14 protein-coding genes are annotated in these 19,415 nt (G+C 37.5%); all 14 read right to left on the bottom strand.

The features are described from left to right. Positions 1 to 24 precede the first annotated feature (24 nt). Positions 25 to 1,683: a dihydroxy-acid dehydratase gene (gene ilvD, locus CLO1100_RS01605; RefSeq protein WP_014312018.1), complete on the bottom strand. Its 1,659-nt coding sequence runs from the start codon at positions 1,681 to 1,683 to the stop codon at positions 25 to 27. 262 nt (positions 1,684 to 1,945) lie between these two features. Continuing rightward, a complete protein-coding gene (locus CLO1100_RS01600; RefSeq protein WP_014312017.1) occupies positions 1,946 to 2,644 on the bottom strand; it encodes a CvpA family protein in 699 nt (232 codons plus the stop codon). Between the two features lie 21 nt (positions 2,645 to 2,665). Then, positions 2,666 to 3,862, bottom strand: a complete 1,197-nt coding sequence (locus CLO1100_RS01595; protein WP_014312016.1) for a DUF5711 family protein — start codon at positions 3,860 to 3,862, stop codon at positions 2,666 to 2,668. A gap of 100 nt (positions 3,863 to 3,962) precedes the next feature. Continuing rightward, complete coding sequence (locus CLO1100_RS01590; RefSeq protein ID WP_014312015.1) at positions 3,963 to 5,033, bottom strand: membrane protein; 1,071 nt, start codon at positions 5,031 to 5,033, stop codon at positions 3,963 to 3,965. Positions 5,034 to 5,099: 66 nt separating this feature from the next. Further along, complete coding sequence (locus tag CLO1100_RS01585; RefSeq protein WP_014312014.1) at positions 5,100 to 6,524, bottom strand: DUF4340 domain-containing protein; 1,425 nt, start codon at positions 6,522 to 6,524, stop codon at positions 5,100 to 5,102. Positions 6,525 to 6,527: 3 nt separating this feature from the next. Beyond that, a complete protein-coding gene (locus CLO1100_RS01580; RefSeq protein ID WP_242836655.1) occupies positions 6,528 to 7,928 on the bottom strand; it encodes a GldG family protein in 1,401 nt (466 codons plus the stop codon). Between the two features lie 23 nt (positions 7,929 to 7,951). Continuing rightward, positions 7,952 to 8,656 carry an ABC transporter permease gene (locus CLO1100_RS01575; RefSeq protein ID WP_014312012.1) on the bottom strand — a complete coding sequence of 235 codons (705 nt, stop codon included), beginning with the start codon at positions 8,654 to 8,656 and terminating at the stop codon, positions 7,952 to 7,954. A gap of 2 nt (positions 8,657 to 8,658) precedes the next feature. Next, positions 8,659 to 9,606, bottom strand: coding sequence for an ATP-binding cassette domain-containing protein (locus CLO1100_RS01570; RefSeq protein WP_014312011.1), 948 nt, complete (start codon positions 9,604 to 9,606; stop codon positions 8,659 to 8,661). Positions 9,607 to 9,920: 314 nt separating this feature from the next. Next, positions 9,921 to 12,647: a calcium-translocating P-type ATPase, SERCA-type gene (locus CLO1100_RS01565; protein WP_014312010.1), complete on the bottom strand. Its 2,727-nt coding sequence runs from the start codon at positions 12,645 to 12,647 to the stop codon at positions 9,921 to 9,923. A 124-nt stretch (positions 12,648 to 12,771) separates the two neighbouring features. Further along, positions 12,772 to 13,467, bottom strand: a complete 696-nt coding sequence (locus CLO1100_RS01560) for an MgtC/SapB family protein (RefSeq protein ID WP_014312009.1) — start codon at positions 13,465 to 13,467, stop codon at positions 12,772 to 12,774. Between the two features lie 142 nt (positions 13,468 to 13,609). Beyond that, positions 13,610 to 14,296, bottom strand: coding sequence for a stage II sporulation protein R (gene spoIIR, locus CLO1100_RS01555; RefSeq protein WP_014312008.1), 687 nt, complete (start codon positions 14,294 to 14,296; stop codon positions 13,610 to 13,612). A 236-nt stretch (positions 14,297 to 14,532) separates the two neighbouring features. Beyond that, positions 14,533 to 16,137: a CTP synthase gene (locus CLO1100_RS01550; RefSeq protein ID WP_014312007.1), complete on the bottom strand. Its 1,605-nt coding sequence runs from the start codon at positions 16,135 to 16,137 to the stop codon at positions 14,533 to 14,535. A gap of 166 nt (positions 16,138 to 16,303) precedes the next feature. Beyond that, positions 16,304 to 17,773, bottom strand: a complete 1,470-nt coding sequence (locus CLO1100_RS01545) for a S41 family peptidase (protein ID WP_014312006.1) — start codon at positions 17,771 to 17,773, stop codon at positions 16,304 to 16,306. A 26-nt stretch (positions 17,774 to 17,799) separates the two neighbouring features. Continuing rightward, positions 17,800 to 19,410, bottom strand: a complete 1,611-nt coding sequence (locus CLO1100_RS01540) for an S-layer homology domain-containing protein (protein ID WP_014312005.1) — start codon at positions 19,408 to 19,410, stop codon at positions 17,800 to 17,802. Positions 19,411 to 19,415 lie beyond the last annotated feature (5 nt).

Raw genomic sequence — 19,415 nt, 5'->3', positions numbered from 1 at the left:
TTCCATCATTGATTCTAAAAATTGTTATTTGAGTACTGCCCCCGTACTTGCAGATGTAACCAGTCTGGCATATCTGCCAAGATATCCAGTGGTTATCTTAGGCTGAGGAGCCTTCCATGACTCTTTACGTTTTACCATATCTTCATCAGAGACTTGAATATTTATACGACCTGAAGGTATATCAATGTCAACTATATCACCTTCCTGAACAAGTGCTATCGGGCCGCCTTCCATTGCCTCCGGTGATACATGGCCGATTGAAGCTCCTCTGGAAGCACCGGAGAATCTACCGTCTGTGATGAGTGCAACATCACTGTCCAAACCCATTCCCGCAATAGCGGATGTAGGGCCCAGCATTTCTCTCATACCGGGGCCACCCTTTGGGCCTTCATAGCGGATGATTACAACATCTCCTTTATTTATTTCTCCGTTATATATAGCCGTTATTGCGTCGTCCTCGCTGTCGAATACTCTTGCAGGCCCTGTATGAACAAGCATTGAATCAGCTACAGCTGATTTTTTAACAACTGCTCCGTCAGGTGCAATATTACCTCTTAGTACGGCTATTCCTCCGGTAGTACTGTGTGGAGCATCTATACTTTTTACTACCTCATGATCCTTTACTTTTGCATTCTGAATATTTTCTCTTACTGTTTTACCTGTGGCAGTTATCAAATCCAGGTGGAGTAGATCTTTTTTAGCCAGCTCACTCATGACAGCCTGAACACCGCCTGCATTGTATAAATCCTGTATATGATATTTCCCTGCAGGAGCCAACTTGCACAGATTTGGAGTCCTAGAGCTGATTTCGTTGATAATATCCAGATTAATCTCTATTCCTATTTCATTTGCAATAGCTGGAAGATGAAGCACTGAGTTCGTTGAACAGCCAAGGGCCATATCCACTGTTAATGCATTTTCAAAAGCTTCATTTGTGAGTATGTCTGATGGCTTAATGTCTTTTTCTACAAGTTCCATGATTCTCATTCCTGCGTACTTTGCCAGTCTTATACGTTCTGCATATACAGCAGGTATTGTTCCGTTTCCGGTAAGCCCCATTCCCAGCACTTCTGTAAGGCAGTTCATGGAATTTGCCGTAAACATTCCCGAGCATGAACCGCAGCCCGGACACGCATGGTTTTCAATATCATCCACTTCTTCCTTTGTCATTGTCCCTGCTTTATATGAACCAACAGCTTCAAACATACTGTTTAGATCAAGCTGCTTTCCGTCCTTGTTAAGGGAAAGCATCGGCCCGCCGCTGATAACTATGGATGGAATATTTATTCTTGCAGCAGCCATTAACATTCCCGGTACAATCTTATCACAATTGGGGATGAAAACCATTCCGTCAAAGCTGTGTGCCTTTCCCATTGCTTCACATGAGTCAGCGATCAGTTCTCTGGTTGCAAGTGAGTATTTCATTCCCGTATGTCCCATTGCTATCCCATCGCAAACGCCTATTGCACCAAATTCTATCGGTGTTCCGCCGGCCATTCTGATTCCGGCTTTTACTGCTTCCGTTATTTTATCCAGATGTATGTGTCCCGGTATTATTTCACTTTTTGAGTTTGCAACTCCTATTAGAGGCCTTTCCAGTTCTTCGTCGGTATAACCCATAGCCTTGAATAGTGATCTATGGGGTGCTTTTTCTATGCCTTTTTTTACTACATCGCTTCTCATATCAAATCCTCCTCTTCTCTGCAGCAATCCTATATTTTTAATAAATCCCCGAATATTATAACTTAATATGCATAAATATACAAAAAACAGCCGGAAAAATTCCAAGACTGCGTATTAGCTATATTATAAAAATACAATATAAATTGTAAGAAACTGTTTTTTTAAGGTAACATCATTCTACTATTTAGATGGAAGTGTGTCTATAAGATGGCGTGAATTAGATAAAAAACATTAACTAGAATAGTGTATTAAATAAAAAACATTAATTCTGATCAATATCATCCGGTGATATCCAGCTAACAATGAAATTATTTTCATAAAAATGGCCGGCAAATAAAGATCTTTCTATTTCATCTATAGATGAACTGAATTTTGGAAATGCACTGAACAGTACAAGAACTGCACAAATTACATAAACCGCAAGTATTCCCTCTACGGCACCCAGCACTATTCCGCCTGTTTTATCAAGCTGACGGAATACAGGTACTCTGGCGATAGTTTTTATTATAATCTTTGCAAATATGAGTCCAAATCTTATAAGAGCGTATATTATTATTAGACTTAATATATTCATTACAAGTGAAGCAATTTCAGAGCCAACAGCATTTATTATACCTGAAAAGTCAAGTATATTACTATTTTGTATGTGCTCAAGTATGGAATCTTTTAAAAACCCCGGCAGTTTCAAACCTTCAACCACTGACTGCGCCGCAGTCTCCTTGGCGTTGGATATGGTTTGTCCCTGCTGCTTCATCAACCCTCTTATTACTGACATTTTTACACTGTCAAATAAGACTGTCTTCTGAAGTATCCCTGAAAGAACAGGATAAAATTTAACTGCAAAAATAATAGACAAAATGTATGACAATAGTCTGAATACTGAATAAAGAAAACCATTTTTCAATCCAATAAAAGTAAATACGGCTATAATAATTAAGACTGTGAAATCTGCCCAGTTCATACTGTTTCCTTCCTTAGTATATTAAGTCGTACTGTCATCTATCTTTACGGTTTCTATTGAACCTCCGGAAACTATAATGACCTCATTATCCCCCACAAGGTAAGCATCCTTCAATTCATTTCTTGCAGAGTACTGTCCCAGTTTTTTACCTTTTATACTGTACAGGTAGACACTTCTCTGAGTACGAAGTAATAGCCTGTCCCCATGGATATCCATTCCGATTATATTCTCAGGTTGCTCGAAGCTGTATAAAGTATTCCCCTTTTTATCCAAAACAACAATCTGTTGTCCCGCAGTTCCCCCTTCGCTTGCAAATTTGCCCGCAACAACTATGTATTTTTCAACCTTGGGCACAACACAGAAAATGGATTCAGCATTTTTTCTCCAAACTTCCTTCCCCTGCTTGTCCAAATAAAGAATTAGATTTTGTCCAACAGCTACAACATTGTCACCTTGCTCAAACATCAAGGGAATAATTGTATCTGCAATGTTTACTGATGCAAAAGGCTTTTCGTCATATATGTTGTTGAATTCCAGCTTAGTTCCGGTTTTAACGCTATCAGTAGTTAATTTGTTTATAAATACGTCATCACCGTCATGAATAGTTTTTGCATTTACTACAATATCCTCCGCACTTAGTTTTGTATACTTCTCCAAACCGTTAATGTCTATAACCTGAACCGCAGATTTAAATTCCTTTGACTGTGTAACAACCGTACAATAACCATCATCACTGACATCTAAGTTAATTATCTGATTATCAAGCTTTTTTGACCAAAGCTGCTTTTTTCCCTTGTAAAAGAAAATGTCCCTACCTGATATATCAGCTACTACCATATACTTTTCTGAAATACGCAGTACCGGCCTTGCCAATGTCAATGCATTTTCCTGAAGAAGTTTTCCTTTCCGATCATACCACTTTATACTGTCTTGAGATAGTATTACTGTATAATTGGCATACAATTTACAATCAACACTTCCATCCTGAGAGAATGTAATCTCAGTTGACGATGTATTTTTGCTATTTGATTTATCTTTCAGGAAGGCTACTGCATCTTTTACGCTCATTGTAGAAAAGTCGTAGCCTGAATTTTTTAAATAAACAATAAATGCAGTTGTTGAAATTGCAGCTAAAAGTAATAGAAATGATATTACACTGACAATACCCGATTTTTTAAATTTTACGACGTTGGACTCAGGGTTTGGATTAGTGTTCAAATATATTTCACCTCGTACTTCATCTTTAGTTATAAGCTTATAAACTAAATTTTAGCACATCAATAAGATTTTATCCAGTTTCCCTTGTTCAAAAAGAAAATTAGCCTCTCGAATATCCTTTTGTAATTATCCCCCTTAAATATTGGAATATTATTACAAATATTAGAAACAATCCTAAATAGCCGAAGACAGGGTACAATGTGGAAATAAGATTTGAAAATCCAAGAGAAGTCAAAGGTATTGTTATAACACATAGTATTACCGCTACCAGTTTGTAATTAAGCTTCATTTTTTTGCTTATTCTGTCTGCAAGACAATATCCCGATGTGACTGTTGATATAAACATTGCCAATATCAAAACTCCGCTATATATTTGCGATAATAGCCTACTATTATTTTGTATTATTCCTAATACCGGTATTTCCGAAGTAATTGAGTGAGGATAGAAAAAGTAAAGGGCGGAATTAAGAATTAATGCAGTAATTCCTAACATTCCGCCCCCTAGCACGCCTCCCCATGCACTTACTTTTTTTGACTTCAAGTATGGTAGCATGCCTGTCAGGAGTACCGTTGACAGTATTGTGTTGTAGCTGACATATAGTATAGCTGAAAATACCCAGTTGTTTGTTATAACACTGAATTTATTAGATATATTGAATACGGATGTATCCTTTGATACAAGTATATAGCAACCTACAAACACTATTCCTGCAATAAGCACCGGAGATATAAATGAGCTTAGAACCACAATTCCCTTTATATTGGTCAAAATCGCAATCAGACACCCTGCAATCCCTATAATTACACAGACTCTGTAATCAAGACCTGTAATATCCATTAGTATGTTACCCAGTCCAGCGGTCATCACACTCATAATACAGGCCATAAATAACATTACGATGAACTCCATTATCCTTCCTAAAAAATAGCCCATCATAGGAAATAGAAATTCATCGTAGCTTCTTATTCTTTCAGTATAAACTTTGCTCAGTACTATATATCCTATTATTGAAAAGAGTCCTCCCGCAAGAATTATTCCAAGAAAGCCTCCTTTATAATAAATTGAAAAGAACTGTATTATTTCCTGACCTGATGCAAATCCTGCACCTATTATTGTTGCCATATACAAAAATGCAACTTTGAGTATATTAGAAAATTCTCCTTTTATCAAAAAAAGCAACCCCCAACATAGATTTTTTATATAATTCTATGTGGGAGTTGCCTGGCAAATTACATTTTATTTTGCTTTATCTATTGCTTCTTTAAGATTTTTTAAAGTTTCTCTTACCCCTTCTGATTCATTAAACTTGTTTTTAAGAACCAATCTGTTTGTATAGACGCCATCCTTTACTGCATAGTAATAGTTATTATCCTTAGAGATAAAGTCAACGGTTACTACTTTATTATCCGGTTTCATATAGTATTTAATAGTAATCTCAGGCGTTCCTTGCGGTTTAAGATCAGCTTGGTACTTGTTAAAGGTTATGCCTATCATTGCCTGATAAAAGGCTTTGAAAAGTGATTTGTCATTGCTGTCCTTCATATTTGCATCTTTACCATCAACCTTGAACTTGTCCTCTTCCTTCTTGCCTTCAACAGTTTTTATTTCAGAAACTGTTGTTTTACCGTCAATACTTAATTCTACCTTGTTAACCTCGTTTATGTTTGGTATATAAACAAACGGGCTTATAACATCCTTTAAACCAACATCAAGGAATGTTAACTTTGAAACATCTACAGTGAATACAATATTTGCATCAGGATACTTTGCATATAGAATATTTCCTTCGGAAGATGAACCACTTGCTTCCGCTCCTGCCCCAGCCTTATCACCCAACAACACTGTCTTAGTAGCATTTTTATTACCATAAGTAACTTCATATTCAGGTTTGTCAAGACCATACTTAGCAAGATCTGATGGTTTTTCTTCAACAATATCTTTAATTTCCAACTGTACAACTGTCTGTACCAGCTGACTGATCTTTGTTGTATCTGCTTCTTCCTTTATAGGAGCTACTATTTTCATATCGGACTCAGACTCAATATCTATAGAATACTGCATCTTTGCGTCTTTTTTATATTCGAACTTCTTTATTGTAGTTGCTTCTACGGGAAGTATTTGTTTTGATGCAAAATGTCCTCTGCTTACTTTTATCATATCTTCATAATATCCGCCTACGGTATATATCTTTGGTTGACCTTTTACTTTAACGTAAACGTCTTCTCCTGTAGGTGATTTATTTCCAACTTCAAGTTCCTTTGAACTTCCGTCAGATAACACCACTTTAACCACAGACGGTTTATCAAGCCCAAAATCTGATAAACGATCAGAATTTTCAGCAACAACCTTGTTTGCCTCCACATCAGCCAGACTGCTTACAGTATTGTCAACTGTGTTTTTATCTAATGCCAGTTCAAATACGGGGTCCATTACCCAAGTATCGCCTTTCCTTTTTATAGAAAACTCACCTTGGGGATTTGAATACTCAATTGAACTAATTTTTTGCGAATCCATTTCCATTACCTTTATAGATTTGGCAGTCTCGGTAGTTTGACTGGCTGGATCGGTAGTTCCGGATTTTTTGTTATTAATGAAAAAATACGCTCCTACCAGAAGTCCCAGAACTACAACCAATATAATTGCATTTCTATATAACTTCATATTTTACAAGTGCCTCCTTCTGGACCAAACAAACAAACCGCAACCAAGGATCAGCAGAGGAATTACACCAATTAGAACAATAGAAAGAACCTTAGTCTGGCTTTCTGTTACGGGTAGTGCCTTGGCGGTAACTATTTTGCCGGAAATAGTCTGCTCGTCGGTTTTATCTTGCATCCAGTTAACTACTGTAGTAAGGAAATAGTTTGTTCCGTACTGGAAGTAAGTTCCGTACTGACTTGCTAAAGCTTTATCACTAAGGAATTTACTATTACCGAACACCAATACCTTGCTGCCTCCGCTTATCTCTGCAGCTACAGCTAAGTTAAACGGTCCCTTGTTTATTTTTCCGCCCACTATGTCCGTAGATTCAGCCTTATTTGTCGTTGTGATAAGTTGAGTATTTGTCAACCAGTCTTTTTGATTCTTCAAAATACTGATACTTCTTGAATCAGGCATAAATACAGGGTAATTTGCACCTGAGAATGCCTTATTTATATCATTCTCTTCTAAGCTGCCGATAAGCGCATAATCATCATTCGGCAAGTGCTTGTCTGAATCATTTTCCTTAACCTTATCATAATTGATTCCTATGTTAAAGTAATTTAGTGAATCTTCAAAGTTAGTTAACTTATCGCTGGATTCTAAAGAGTCAAACAGGAATATAACATTACCGCCCTTTTTAACAAATGCATCAAGCTTTATTTTTTCCTCATCAGTCAAATCCTTTTGAGGAGATACAAATATCAACAGATGGCAATCATCGGGAACATTTTTCTCTGTGAGCAATGAAAGACTCTTAACTTCAAGGTTATTACTTTGTAATATCTTTGAAACCTGAGTAAGATCTTCCTTCAACGAAAGTTCATTATGCCCTTCAACAAAATATGCAACAGGAGTTACATCGGAAGCAACAAACTTGATAGCTCCTGTTATCAGAGGCTCTGCACTATACGTTCTTCCGTACTGTTGATCGGCCTGCCCGTAAAGATCCTGTGCCTCCAATCTTCTTACCTTATTGCCTGATTTTACAACGAAATCGCCCTTGGTAAGTCCCAGTGTCTTTTGGGGGTCAAGGGATGTTATTGTTCCCGGATCTTTATCAGGGTCAACGTATTTAACCTTTACTCCCAAATCTTTATATTCATTAACAAGATTTGTAATTTCTCTGTATTCCGAACCACCTGGAATAGTAGCATTATCAAACAAACCGTATATTGTAACATCTTTTTTGATTTTCTTTACAATGTCCTTACTTTGATCACTTAAGCTGTATAATTTTTCAGCAGTCAAATCCATTCTAAAATTACCCATTCCAACAAGCAGGTTTACAACAATTGCTATTGCAACAACAATAACAATTAGAACTATGGAATTTGTCCCATATTTAAGAGACCTTTTATTCATAAATTTCAATTTCCCCACTTTTATCACCCCTTACTCCAACGTCTTTTTTCTATTATCCTGATTGTAATAAATACAAATATAGCCGAAAAACTCAGGTAGTACACAATTGGTGCAAGAGAAAGAATTCCGGCATAGAAATCTTCTGTTCTTGAAAACAGAGAGAACCAGTTTAATACATTAGCTGTTAATCCACCAAGTGCCGGAGCTATTCCCTGAAGCAGCCACATAAGTACCAAGCCAACTACACTTACTATTGCAGCTATTATCTGGCTTTCGGTTAATGATGAAGCAAATAAACCAAATGCAAGGAATGAAGCACCTAAAAGTATAAATCCTATATATCCGCCGATAATTTCAGACATTGCAGGTTCTCCAAGAACTGCAAGAATTATGGGGTATATAAACGTAATAGCTGTCATTATCAAAAAAACACTAAAAGCAGCAAGATATTTACCAACTACAATATTTGTCAAGCTGGTAGGCGATGTAATCAGCATTACTTCCGTACCGCTCTTTCTTTCGTCTGCCAATATCTTCATTGTGAGTATGGGAATTATAATTATCAGTATTATAGACATATAGTTTAGGTTAAAACTAAAGTCTGCTGTCTGTGATACAAGGTTTATATAAAATAATATTGAAGAAACCAAAACAAACATGCCCATCATTACGTAAGCCGTAGCCGAAGTAAAATATGATTTGAATTCTTTTTTAAATATAGAAAACATAATTATATAACCTCCTTTTCCTGTGTGGTAATCTGCAGGAATATGTCTTCAAGAGTAAGATCAAGTGATTTCAACTCTATGATAGGATATCCTGCCTTAGCCATAGCAAAGAAAAGAGGACGCCTTACGTCAACTTCCTTGTCGGATTCGATGATATATTCAATAACATCCTTATCCTTTTCTATATGGGGTTCTACATATTTGATTCCGTAAATTCCCTGAATAAATCCAATGATTGAACTCTTAGGCCCAGCGATTGTAGCAGAAAGCTTGCTGACAGTACCCATTCCCCTTGAAAGGTTTTCAGGGGTATCTACCGCTGCTATTTTACCCTTGTTGATGATAACAACTCTTTCACAAACGGCACTAACTTCAGGCAAAATATGTGAACTCAGTATTATGGTATGCTGCTTTCCAAGAGCCTTTATCAGCTTTCTGATTTCTATTATCTGTTTTGGGTCAAGACCAACTGTAGGTTCGTCAAGAATAAGCACTTCAGGACTGCCCATAAGTGCCTGAGCCAAGCCAACTCTTTGCTTGTATCCTTTTGAAAGATTTTTTATCAATCTGCCTCTAACGTCTGTTAGCTTAACCAATTCCATAATATCAGCCATCTGGCTCTTCTTCTGTCTTTTACTTACATTCTTTAAATCTGCAGCAAAGCTCAGATATTCCGATACTGTCATATCCATATACAATGGTGGCAGTTCAGGCAAATAGCCTATTCTTCTTTTTACTTCCGCAGGACTTTCCATAATATCAAAACCGTTAACTTTCACTGTTCCTTCTGTTGAAGGTATAAACCCGGTAATGATATTCATGGTAGTTGATTTTCCGGCACCGTTAGGCCCTAGGAAACCAAGTACCTCACCTTTCTCAACTGTAAAACTTATATCGTCTACAGCCTTTATCTGACCATAACTTTTGGTCAAATTCTGAATTTCAATCATTTTTTTCCCCCCTAAATTGTTTCCGTGCATTATAACACTTTTTTAGGCATGTTTTTTATATGATACACATGTTATATTATCCACAATTTTTTTTAATAAACTATGAACTAAATGTAACATTTAGTATCTGCTAAATTATATAGTTTTTTTCAGTTCATTTCAAGCTATTATATATTAGAAAGGGTTGGAACTCCTTTTATTCACGGTTTTTTTACAAAATATGTTATGGCAAATACATCAGTATATGCAAAAAAGGATATATTAAATTGGGCAGCACCCATTTAATATATCCTTCGTTATTATTTAACCTATGGTCAGCAATATCTATTTTTTCTGTTTATCCCGATAAGACTTGACAAAACTGGCCCCATAAGTGAAAATCCTGCAATAAGCATCCATTCGTTTAATCCAAGCGGAACTGTTTCAAATATACCTTGAAGGGAAGGTATATATACAACGGCAAGTATCATGCCAAGTGAGCATAAAATAGCCAGTACCAAAGGCATATTGTTAAAAAGATCTATCTCAAAAATATTTTTCGTTTCAGATTTACATTCAAATACATGAACCAGCTGGGTAAGTACCAGAGTCATAAATGCCGCCGTACGGGCAAGCTCTACGTTATTTTTAAAATACATGACAGATACGAATATACCTAAAGTGCTTAGTCCTATAAATATTCCCCTAGCGATTATCAATTTCAGCAAACCATGTGAGAATATATTATCATGTGCGCCTCTTGGCCGGCGAAACATTATATCGTTTTCAGGCGGATCCAGGCCAAGAGCAATGGCGGGCAACCCGTCAGTAACAAGATTTACCCACAAAATCTGTATGGGCATGAGCGGTATCGGCAACCACAGCAACATTCCCAGGAACATGGTCAATACTTCTCCAAGGTTGCATGCAAGCATATATCTTATAAATTTTCTTATATTATTATAAATTACACGGCCTTCTTCTACTGCTGCAACTATTGTTGCAAAGTTGTCATCCAGCAGTATCATTGAGGAGGCTTCCTTGGTTACATCCGTTCCGGTTATACCCATAGATACACCTATATCAGCCTCTTTTACCGCAGGTGCATCGTTAACACCGTCTCCAGTCATAGCAACTATGTGACCTGTCTTTTTTAAGGCCCTTACAATCATTAGTTTATGTTTTGGAGATACTCTTGCATAAACAGATACGGAATCTACCAATTTTTCAAGCTGCCCTTCGGTCATCCCGTCAAGTTCCTGACCAGTCAGAACCTGGTCACCCAATGAATATATATTTAGTTCCTTTGCTATGGCAGTTGCTGTAAGCTTGTGGTCTCCTGTTATCATAACAGGTTTAATTCCTGCCAGTCTGCACTTGCGGACTGCTTCAACGGCTTCCTTTCTAGGGGGATCAATCATTCCCATTAAGCCGACAAAAATAAGTTCATTTTCAATATTTGTTTTACCCGGATTATATTTACCGGTCTCAAGTTTTCTGTATGCCACCCCTATAACTCTCAGAGCATCATTTGCCATTGTATCATTAAGTTTTATTATTGACCTTCTGGTCAATTCATCCATTTTAATAACACCCCGTGAAGATAGTATTCTGCTGCATTTATCAATAATCACGTCAGGTGCTCCCTTTGTAAATACAAGCAGCTCTCCGATGTTATTCTTGCATATGATGGACATACATTTTCTTTCGGAGTCAAAAGGTATCTCATCAATACGTTTATATGACCTGTTCAGGTAGCTTTCATTTATTCCAGCCTTTGCAGCAGCTATGGTAAGGGCTATTTCAGTAGGATCACCTGAAATTTTGAAGCTTTCCTGCTTTGAAAAAATTGATTTTATTTTTCCCACCGTCGTATGCTCCGGAACAGGATGTGAAATTACCGAGTTATTACATAATGCGCCTATCTCAAGGGCCAGCCTCATTCCGTCAACCCTGGCAGGGTCAGTAGGCTTGTTATCAATAAGAAAATTACCTTCCAGATTATAGCCATTTCCTGTTATGTCAAGCTGATAACCCGATGCGTACATTTTCCTCACTGTCATTTTGTTTTCGGTAAGGGTTCCTGTTTTATCGGAACAGATAACACTGGCACAACCAAGGGTTTCCACCGCAGGCAGCTTGCGTATCAACGCATTTCTTTTCAGCATTCTCTGAACACCCAGGGCCAGAGATATTGTTACTATTGCGGGTAATCCTTCGGGAACTGCTGCAACTGCCAGACTTATACCTGACAATAACATGTTGAAAAGCTTTTCGCCCCTCATTATTCCAGTGACGGACACTATTGCACAAATAATCAGACATCCTACTGCTATAAATCTACCCAAATGCCCTAAGCGCTTTTGAAGAGGAGTTTCGTCATCCTCTATATTCTGAATCATATCGGCTATGCTGCCCATTTCGGTTTTCATACCTGTGGCATAGACTACTGCTTTAGCCCTTCCACCGGTTACAACTGTCCCCATATATACAGAAGTTTTCTTATCAAAGGGGTCCATTAAGGCATTTTTGTTCTTTAACTGGTGTTTTTCTACAGGTAGTGATTCACCAGTCAAAAGAGATTCGTCAATGGTAAGGCTGTTACATTCCAGTATGGCCGCATCAGCTGCCACCCTGTCCCCCGCTTCAAGCACAAGAACATCTCCCGGAACTATATCCTCTGCAGGTATACTTGCGTGCTGCTCATTTCTGATGACCTTTGCATAGGGTGCCGCAAGAGATTTTAACGCCTCCATGGTTCTCTCGGTCCTGTACTCCTGCACAAATCCCATTATGGCATTTACTACAATTATTGCTATTATTGTGATTGCTTCTGTCATCTCACCCATAAAGCCCGAAATAACAGTTGAAATCATAAGGATTATAACCATTAAATCAGTAAACTGCTCAAATAGAATTTTAATCGGGGAAATTTTTTTTCTTTCCGACAACAAATTGGGTCCGTGTTTTTCAAGCTTGTGTCTGGCCTCCTTATCAGTAAGGCCCTTTGTTAAAAGGTTGTCGGGGTTTGTAAAATTAAGCATGGATTCAGTTACACTCATCTTGTCACCTTTGAAAATCACCTTTCTTGTATTCTACGAATATGTCTATTCAATGGATTACAAAAATAGTACAAGATTTTACTTGTTGTCCATACTGATATTATGTTTATTTATATAGTATATTCTAGACCTCCTCGTAAACCCGCCTTACTGACTCGTTACAAAGGATAGCTTCTATAATCTCTGCAACCGAAACCTGCATACTGGGGTCTAATGTAAACCTGAGAATCATTTCCCCATCTCTTTCGCTACTTATGAAATCCGTCTTTTTTAGCTGTCCCCCCATTTCTCGAATTATCGTTGACAGCTCGTTTACTTCCCCTTTTTTAATTTGGGTGTGTACATACAATCGTGTACTCTTTTTTACAGTCATTCTGTTTTGTGTCTTTTTTGCCACACCAAGTGTAAGAAAAATAAATGCAGTTGCAATGAAAGCCCCGCCGTAGAAACCTATTCCTACAGCAATTCCTACACAGGACACGGCCCAAAGGCTTGCTGCTGTAGTCAGACCCTTTACACTTATTCCTTCTTTTATTATCGTTCCTGCTCCGAGAAAACCGATTCCACTTATGACTTGAGCTCCCAGTCGTGCCGGATCGGTATTTACATGGGAAGAAAAGTGATAGTATATATATTCGGAGGTTATCATTACAAGAGCCGAACCGACACAAACCAATATATGCGTTCTAAACCCCGCGGGCCTATGTACATGCTCTCGTTCAAAGCCTATAATACCCCCAAGCAGACAGGCTAATGCCAGCCTGATAACCATTGACAAATAAAATTCAGAGTTACTGTTAAACCAGTTTATTATCCACATAAATTACCGCCATTTCTTTAATAAAGATTTTAATATTTAATTAAATTATATCAGTACTAAATAAAATTAGAATAATTAATTCTTTAAAATATAAAAAGCTATGCAGCAAACAACACTACATAGCTTTTTAGCACAGGAGGATTTAATTAAACATTTTGTTTATTACTCCGGACAATTTTACTTTAGAACCTTCAAGAAACTCAACCAGCTTAAATTTAATTTTTACAGGTATTTCCTCATCTGACGTGGTAATGAGCTTGTACTCCTCGGCTGATAATGAAGTTTTAAGATCCTTCTTAACTGAATCGGGAATAGTTCCGTGTGTTGCATCAATAAAGCAAAGAGGCGGGAAAAGTACACACCACCAGTTTGCTCCGGTTCCTTCTCCAATAACTACTCTTAATGCTTGATACTCTCCCGCCGGAAGAGCTATATCCCCATAAGTCTTTGTTGGAAATGAATAGTTCCCTAACGAAGCCTTGACTGAATAATTGCTTTTATTTTTTTTAATTACGTCTTTTGATATATTTTCAATATTTAATAAATTTTCATTTATTATTTTTTTTGTCTGTCCAATATTTTGTGAAGCTGAAAGTTTATCCTTCATATATTCTATAATTGCATCTCGTACCTTTAGTTTTAGTGCCTGGTCTGATGCAGAATCACTATTGGCTATTACGTGAAGTCTTACAAGATTCTCTGACAGTCCTGCATTTACATCCTCAGCATATGTGTAAGATAACATCCACAAAGAAAGTACTATCAAAATCGCTACTGTAATGCATACCTTTAAAATATTAGTTGTTTTTAGTGATAAACCCTTATTCATATGATTCCCCTCCATATCCCCAATGTGCCTTTTTTTGTCTAGCACTAACAGAAATTTTAAAATTGCTAAAATTATGTCCGCTGTTCATAATAATAGTAAAAAAGTATCTATGAATAATTGTTGTCAATTATAAGGTTAATTATACAAGAAATGAAAATAATGCTTTCATAAAAATAAAAAAGGCTACTGCCCGTGAATATTTAATTCCACGTGCAGCAACCCGTCTTTATCTGTATTTATTTACTTCTATATTCATATGCAGCTCTTATGAAGTCTTTAAACAATGGATGAGGCTTGTTTGGCCTTGACTTAAACTCAGGATGGAACTGAACTCCGATAAACCAGGGATGTTCTTTGATTTCAATTGTCTCAACAAGTTTTCCGCTTGGAGACAAGCCTGAAAGTGTCATTCCACCCTTTATAAATGTGTCACGGTATTCATTATTGAACTCGTATCTGTGTCTGTGTCTTTCATATATAAGCTCATCCTCATAAATACTCTTGATCATTGTATTTTCGATAATCTTACATGGATAAACACCAAGTCTCATTGTTCCACCCATTTCATCTATATCACGCTGTTCAGGCATAAGGTCGATTACAGGATATGGTGTTTCTCCGAATTCAGAACTGTTTGCATCATGCAGACCCGCAACATTTCTTGCAAATTCTACAACAGCCATTTGCATTCCAAGACAAATACCAAAGAAAGGTATTTTGTTTTCTCTTGCATAAGTTATAGCCTTTATCTTTCCTTCTATTCCTCTGTCACCGAAACCTCCGGGAACAAGGATTCCATCTACTCCCTGAAGGAAGGTGTTTATATCTCCGTTTTCTATCTCTTCTGAATTAACCCATCTTATGTCAACTTCAACATCATTGCCGATACCACCATGACGGAGTGATTCAGCTACACTTAAATATGCATCATGAAGCTCAACATATTTTCCAACCAAACCTATGGTAACGGAACTCTTTGGATTTTTCTGTCTTCTGACCATTTCTTCCCATTCCGTGAGATTTGGTTCTTTACATTCAAGGCCAAGCCTCTTGCACACTATCTTGGCAAGTCCTTCTTTTTCCAGCATTAATGGAACTTCGTATAGAACCTCTGCATCAAGATTCTGTACAACCGCACCTTCAGGAACATTACAGAACAGGCTCAGCTTGTCCTTCATATCTTGGGACAAATACTTTTCAGTTCTGCACACTATTACGTCAGGCTGTATTCCGATACTTCTCAATTCCTTGACACTGTGCTGTGTAGGTTTGGTTTTTAGTTCTCCTGATTTTCCCAAATATGGAACCAATGTAACGTGTATATACATTACATTTTCTCTTCCAACCTCTGTAGCTACTTGTCTTATGGATTCAAGGAAAGGCAGACTCTCGATATCACCTACTGTTCCTCCAATTTCGGTAATAACAACGTCTGTTCTCTCAGATTTACCAACCCTGTAAATTCTATCTTTTATTTCATTTGTTATGTGTGGGATTACTTGAACCGTACCTCCGAGAAAATCACCTTTTCTCTCTTTGCTGATAACTGACCAGTAGATTTTCCCTGTTGTAACATTACTGTTTTTGCTAAGATTTTCGTCGATAAACCTTTCATAATGACCTAAGTCAAGGTCTGTTTCCGCTCCATCTTCAGTTACAAAAACCTCTCCATGCTGATAAGGGCTCATAGTTCCGGGATCAACATTTATATACGGGTCGAACTTTTGGATTGTGACATGTACTCCTCTTGCTTTTAGAAGCCTTCCTAATGATGCTGCCGTTATTCCTTTGCCTAAGCCGGAAACTACACCACCAGTTACGAAGATATACTTTACTGACATTGTTTTGCTCCTCTCGATATGTTCACATAATTACAATATATAGAAATGCATTGTATAATTAATTGTTAATGAATAAGACAATACTTATCCATCTTACTCATACTTTTAATATTTTATATTTTGGCAAAACAAAGGTCAATATATTTATTTGAATTACTTAATTTTTTCAATTATTTAATATTTCAGAAACAGCCCTGGAATAAACTGCATCCTGCTTCTGCTTAATTTCACTTATCTTAGTGTTTAGAAGTCTTTGAGTTGTAAAGTCAAGAATACCGGAACTGCTTAGCTTATTACTTTTCTGGAACTTCTTTATAGCCTCCACAGATTTTGCATCAAGTATGTAGTCCGGTGTGCCTATATTATATTTCAGAAGCTTCAATGCACATTCCGCATTTAATACATCATAATAATGGGTTCCAAGTGACGGCTTGACTGTTAAAGACATAGGCTCCAGCATATTAACACGTATTCCTGATGGTGTTGACTCCTTTACTTGTATATCAGGTTCAATTCCCTTCAAGTCAATACAATTTCCGTTTGGAGTATAATAAAGGCCTATTGTCATTTTTGCCCATCCTGACAAATCAGTCGTATATGAATTGAAGTCGTAGGCATTTGCAGACTTTTTGTCACTGCCGTCATTAAATTTATCATATGCATCGTCTGACAGAATTGGCAGAGATTCCTGAACCTTTGCCTTTCCAAAGGTTTTGCATCCGAGTACCACACCGGCTTTTGTATCCTTTATTGCCCCTGTTAATATTTCCGCAGCACTAGCTGTGTTTTCATTTACCAGTACGGCAAGTTTATATTTTATCTTCTCCAATTCAGAATAGTACTTTTTATCTTCCAAGGAGGAATCTTTATAGTCAAGGGTAGTTATTATGCCTTTTGGTACAAAGTTTTGGGCTACAGATATAGCCTGATCAAGATATCCTCCCGGATTATTACGTAAATCCAGAACAACCGATGTAATCTTTTTGCTGTCAAAATAGCTTAACGCTTCCGTCACGCCTTTTGAAGTGTTCTGGCTAAAGGAATCTATAAGAATATATCCTGTGTTTCCCCTTATTTCATAATGTACACTCGGCAAGTCAACCTGTGCCCGGGACATCTCAATAATTATCATATTCTTTGTTCCCTGTCTCATTAAGCCCAGTTTGACTTTAGTTCCGGCTGTACCTTTTATTTTGGAAACAACCTCATCCAGCTCCTTTCCCTGAACTGATTCACCATTAACCTGTACTATCCTGTCTCCTGAAAGAACACCTGCCTTCTTGGCAGGAGAATTTGCAAAAACCTTGTTAATTATCAGATTCTTGTCAATTAACTCAATTGAAATACCTACCCCTTCAACTGCTCCTTCAAGGGAACCATAGAATTCCTCAAATTCCTCGGGAGTATAGTATGCGGAATACTGGTCCAGAGTATCGAACATTCCCTTTAAAGCTCCCTGCAAAAGCTCATCATCTGTGATATTTCCGTTGTATTTCTGCTTTATCAGGTCTATAACACTTTGCAGATATTCTCCATCAGTTGATTTGCTGTCAGCTGCAAAGGCTGTAGAAGTAAATACTGTCATAGATATGGATATTGCAAGGACTATTCCCGTAATCCGCTTAAATTTGTTCATTTTTCAATGTCCTCCAAACAGGTTTGTTATTTGTAACTGATAATACGCTCCATGTATTCTTCACGTATTCCGCTGTTCATATAGTCAATATATGATTTCATAATTCTGGCTGCATTTGCCTTTGTTATTTTGGCCGTGGGATAAATATATCCCTTGCTGTCTTCCTGAATTAAGCCTATCTTCTCGGCAACATACATTGACGCCCTTGCATAGCCCGGTATCTTGTCGTTATCCTTGAAGCTTGTAACAGGTGACGGGTTGGGGGCAAGCCCTTTTAGACCCAATGAATTGATTATCATGGTGACTGCTTCTGCCAAGGTTATTTTTGCATCCGGCCTGAAATTGCCTCCAGTTGATATAATTCCTCTGTTTGCAGCGTCATTTATACTTGAAAAATATCTGTTCTTTTCAGGAACATCCTTAAAAAGCAATACCACAGGGGTTTTCTTTCTGCTGGAGCTTGTGGTTTTTGTTGTCTTAGGCTTGAAAACCGGATCCAGGGGTACCGCAGGTGCAATCTTTGTGAAAGCATCAACAAACTCGCCTCTGCTCATATACTCCTGTGGATTAAAGCTGTCTATATCCTTATATGCTTCAAGCCCAAACATTATAGACATGCTTTCCTCAGCAGGATGACCTTTTATCTTTTTGAGATTTGGTGCAACCAAGGGATCATTAAATGGAAAGCTCTCAAGTTTAAGGCTCTTTGTGTGCGTTACTGTTTTACTTGTAGGTGCTCCGCTTTTATCAAGCTCTTTGAGGTTTGCTGTATATTTTAAGACGTTTTCGTTATACTGTGTTTTATAATAGCCTCCTTCGAAGCTGATTTGCTCAGGCTGATTTTCATAGTATTTCAGCTGTTTTGTTGTAGTAGTTGATATGTCTATGTTTGCATTTCCCAATACTATAGAGGATTGACCTGCTTTACGGCTGGTAATAGTCTGCTTTATGGTCTGAGTTTCAGCGGTACTCCAGTACTCGTCATATCCCACTGTATTACACGTGGAATCCACTACAATTATATCTGCGCTGCTGCTGCTTCCTACATGGTAGGTTTTCTTGCCTATAAGAGTACCTGCAAAATAGCTTACTGCAGGCTGATAATCATTTGTTATAGCCTTTGATATCATATAATCGTTAGGATTACTTTTTGATATAAAATAACTTGTTCCGTTTAGCTTTAGAGTTTCCGAAGCACTTGTCAGCTTTGTTGTCTCTGTTTTTTGCCCGTTAGCTCTGGGGGTTATTGTGGTTGTCATTACTATGTTCCTGATCAGAGAATTGTTGTTTGCGTTAGGTACATTATAATCATATGTTGTTGTAAGTGTCTGAACACCTGTCTTTGAATCAGTTTTAAGTGCCTTTTTTATAGTCATTGTTCCAGTGAGAACTATGGGAACTCCTGTAAGAAAAAATGGCTCCTGATACTGATAACTGATTTTGCTTGTTGTTGATGTTACTGTAACATTGGGATTTTCCCCGGAGGATATACCTCCTTCGTAGCCGCTGTCTCCACGGAGTGCATAAGCAGTTCCGGGAGCTGCCATGCCTATTGTCAAGGCAGCTGATAAAACAAATCCTGCAGTTTTTGCTAATATGCTGTATTTGTTATTTCTTTGGTAAAGTATGTTCCGCAATTTAT

Origin of the sequence: Clostridium sp. BNL1100 (genome assembly GCF_000244875.1) — a bacterium.
Classification (GTDB): Bacteria; Bacillota; Clostridia; order Acetivibrionales; family DSM-1351; genus Ruminiclostridium.
The sequence above is the reverse complement of the archived record's forward strand: the minus strand, read 5'-3'. Positions and strand labels throughout refer to the sequence as shown.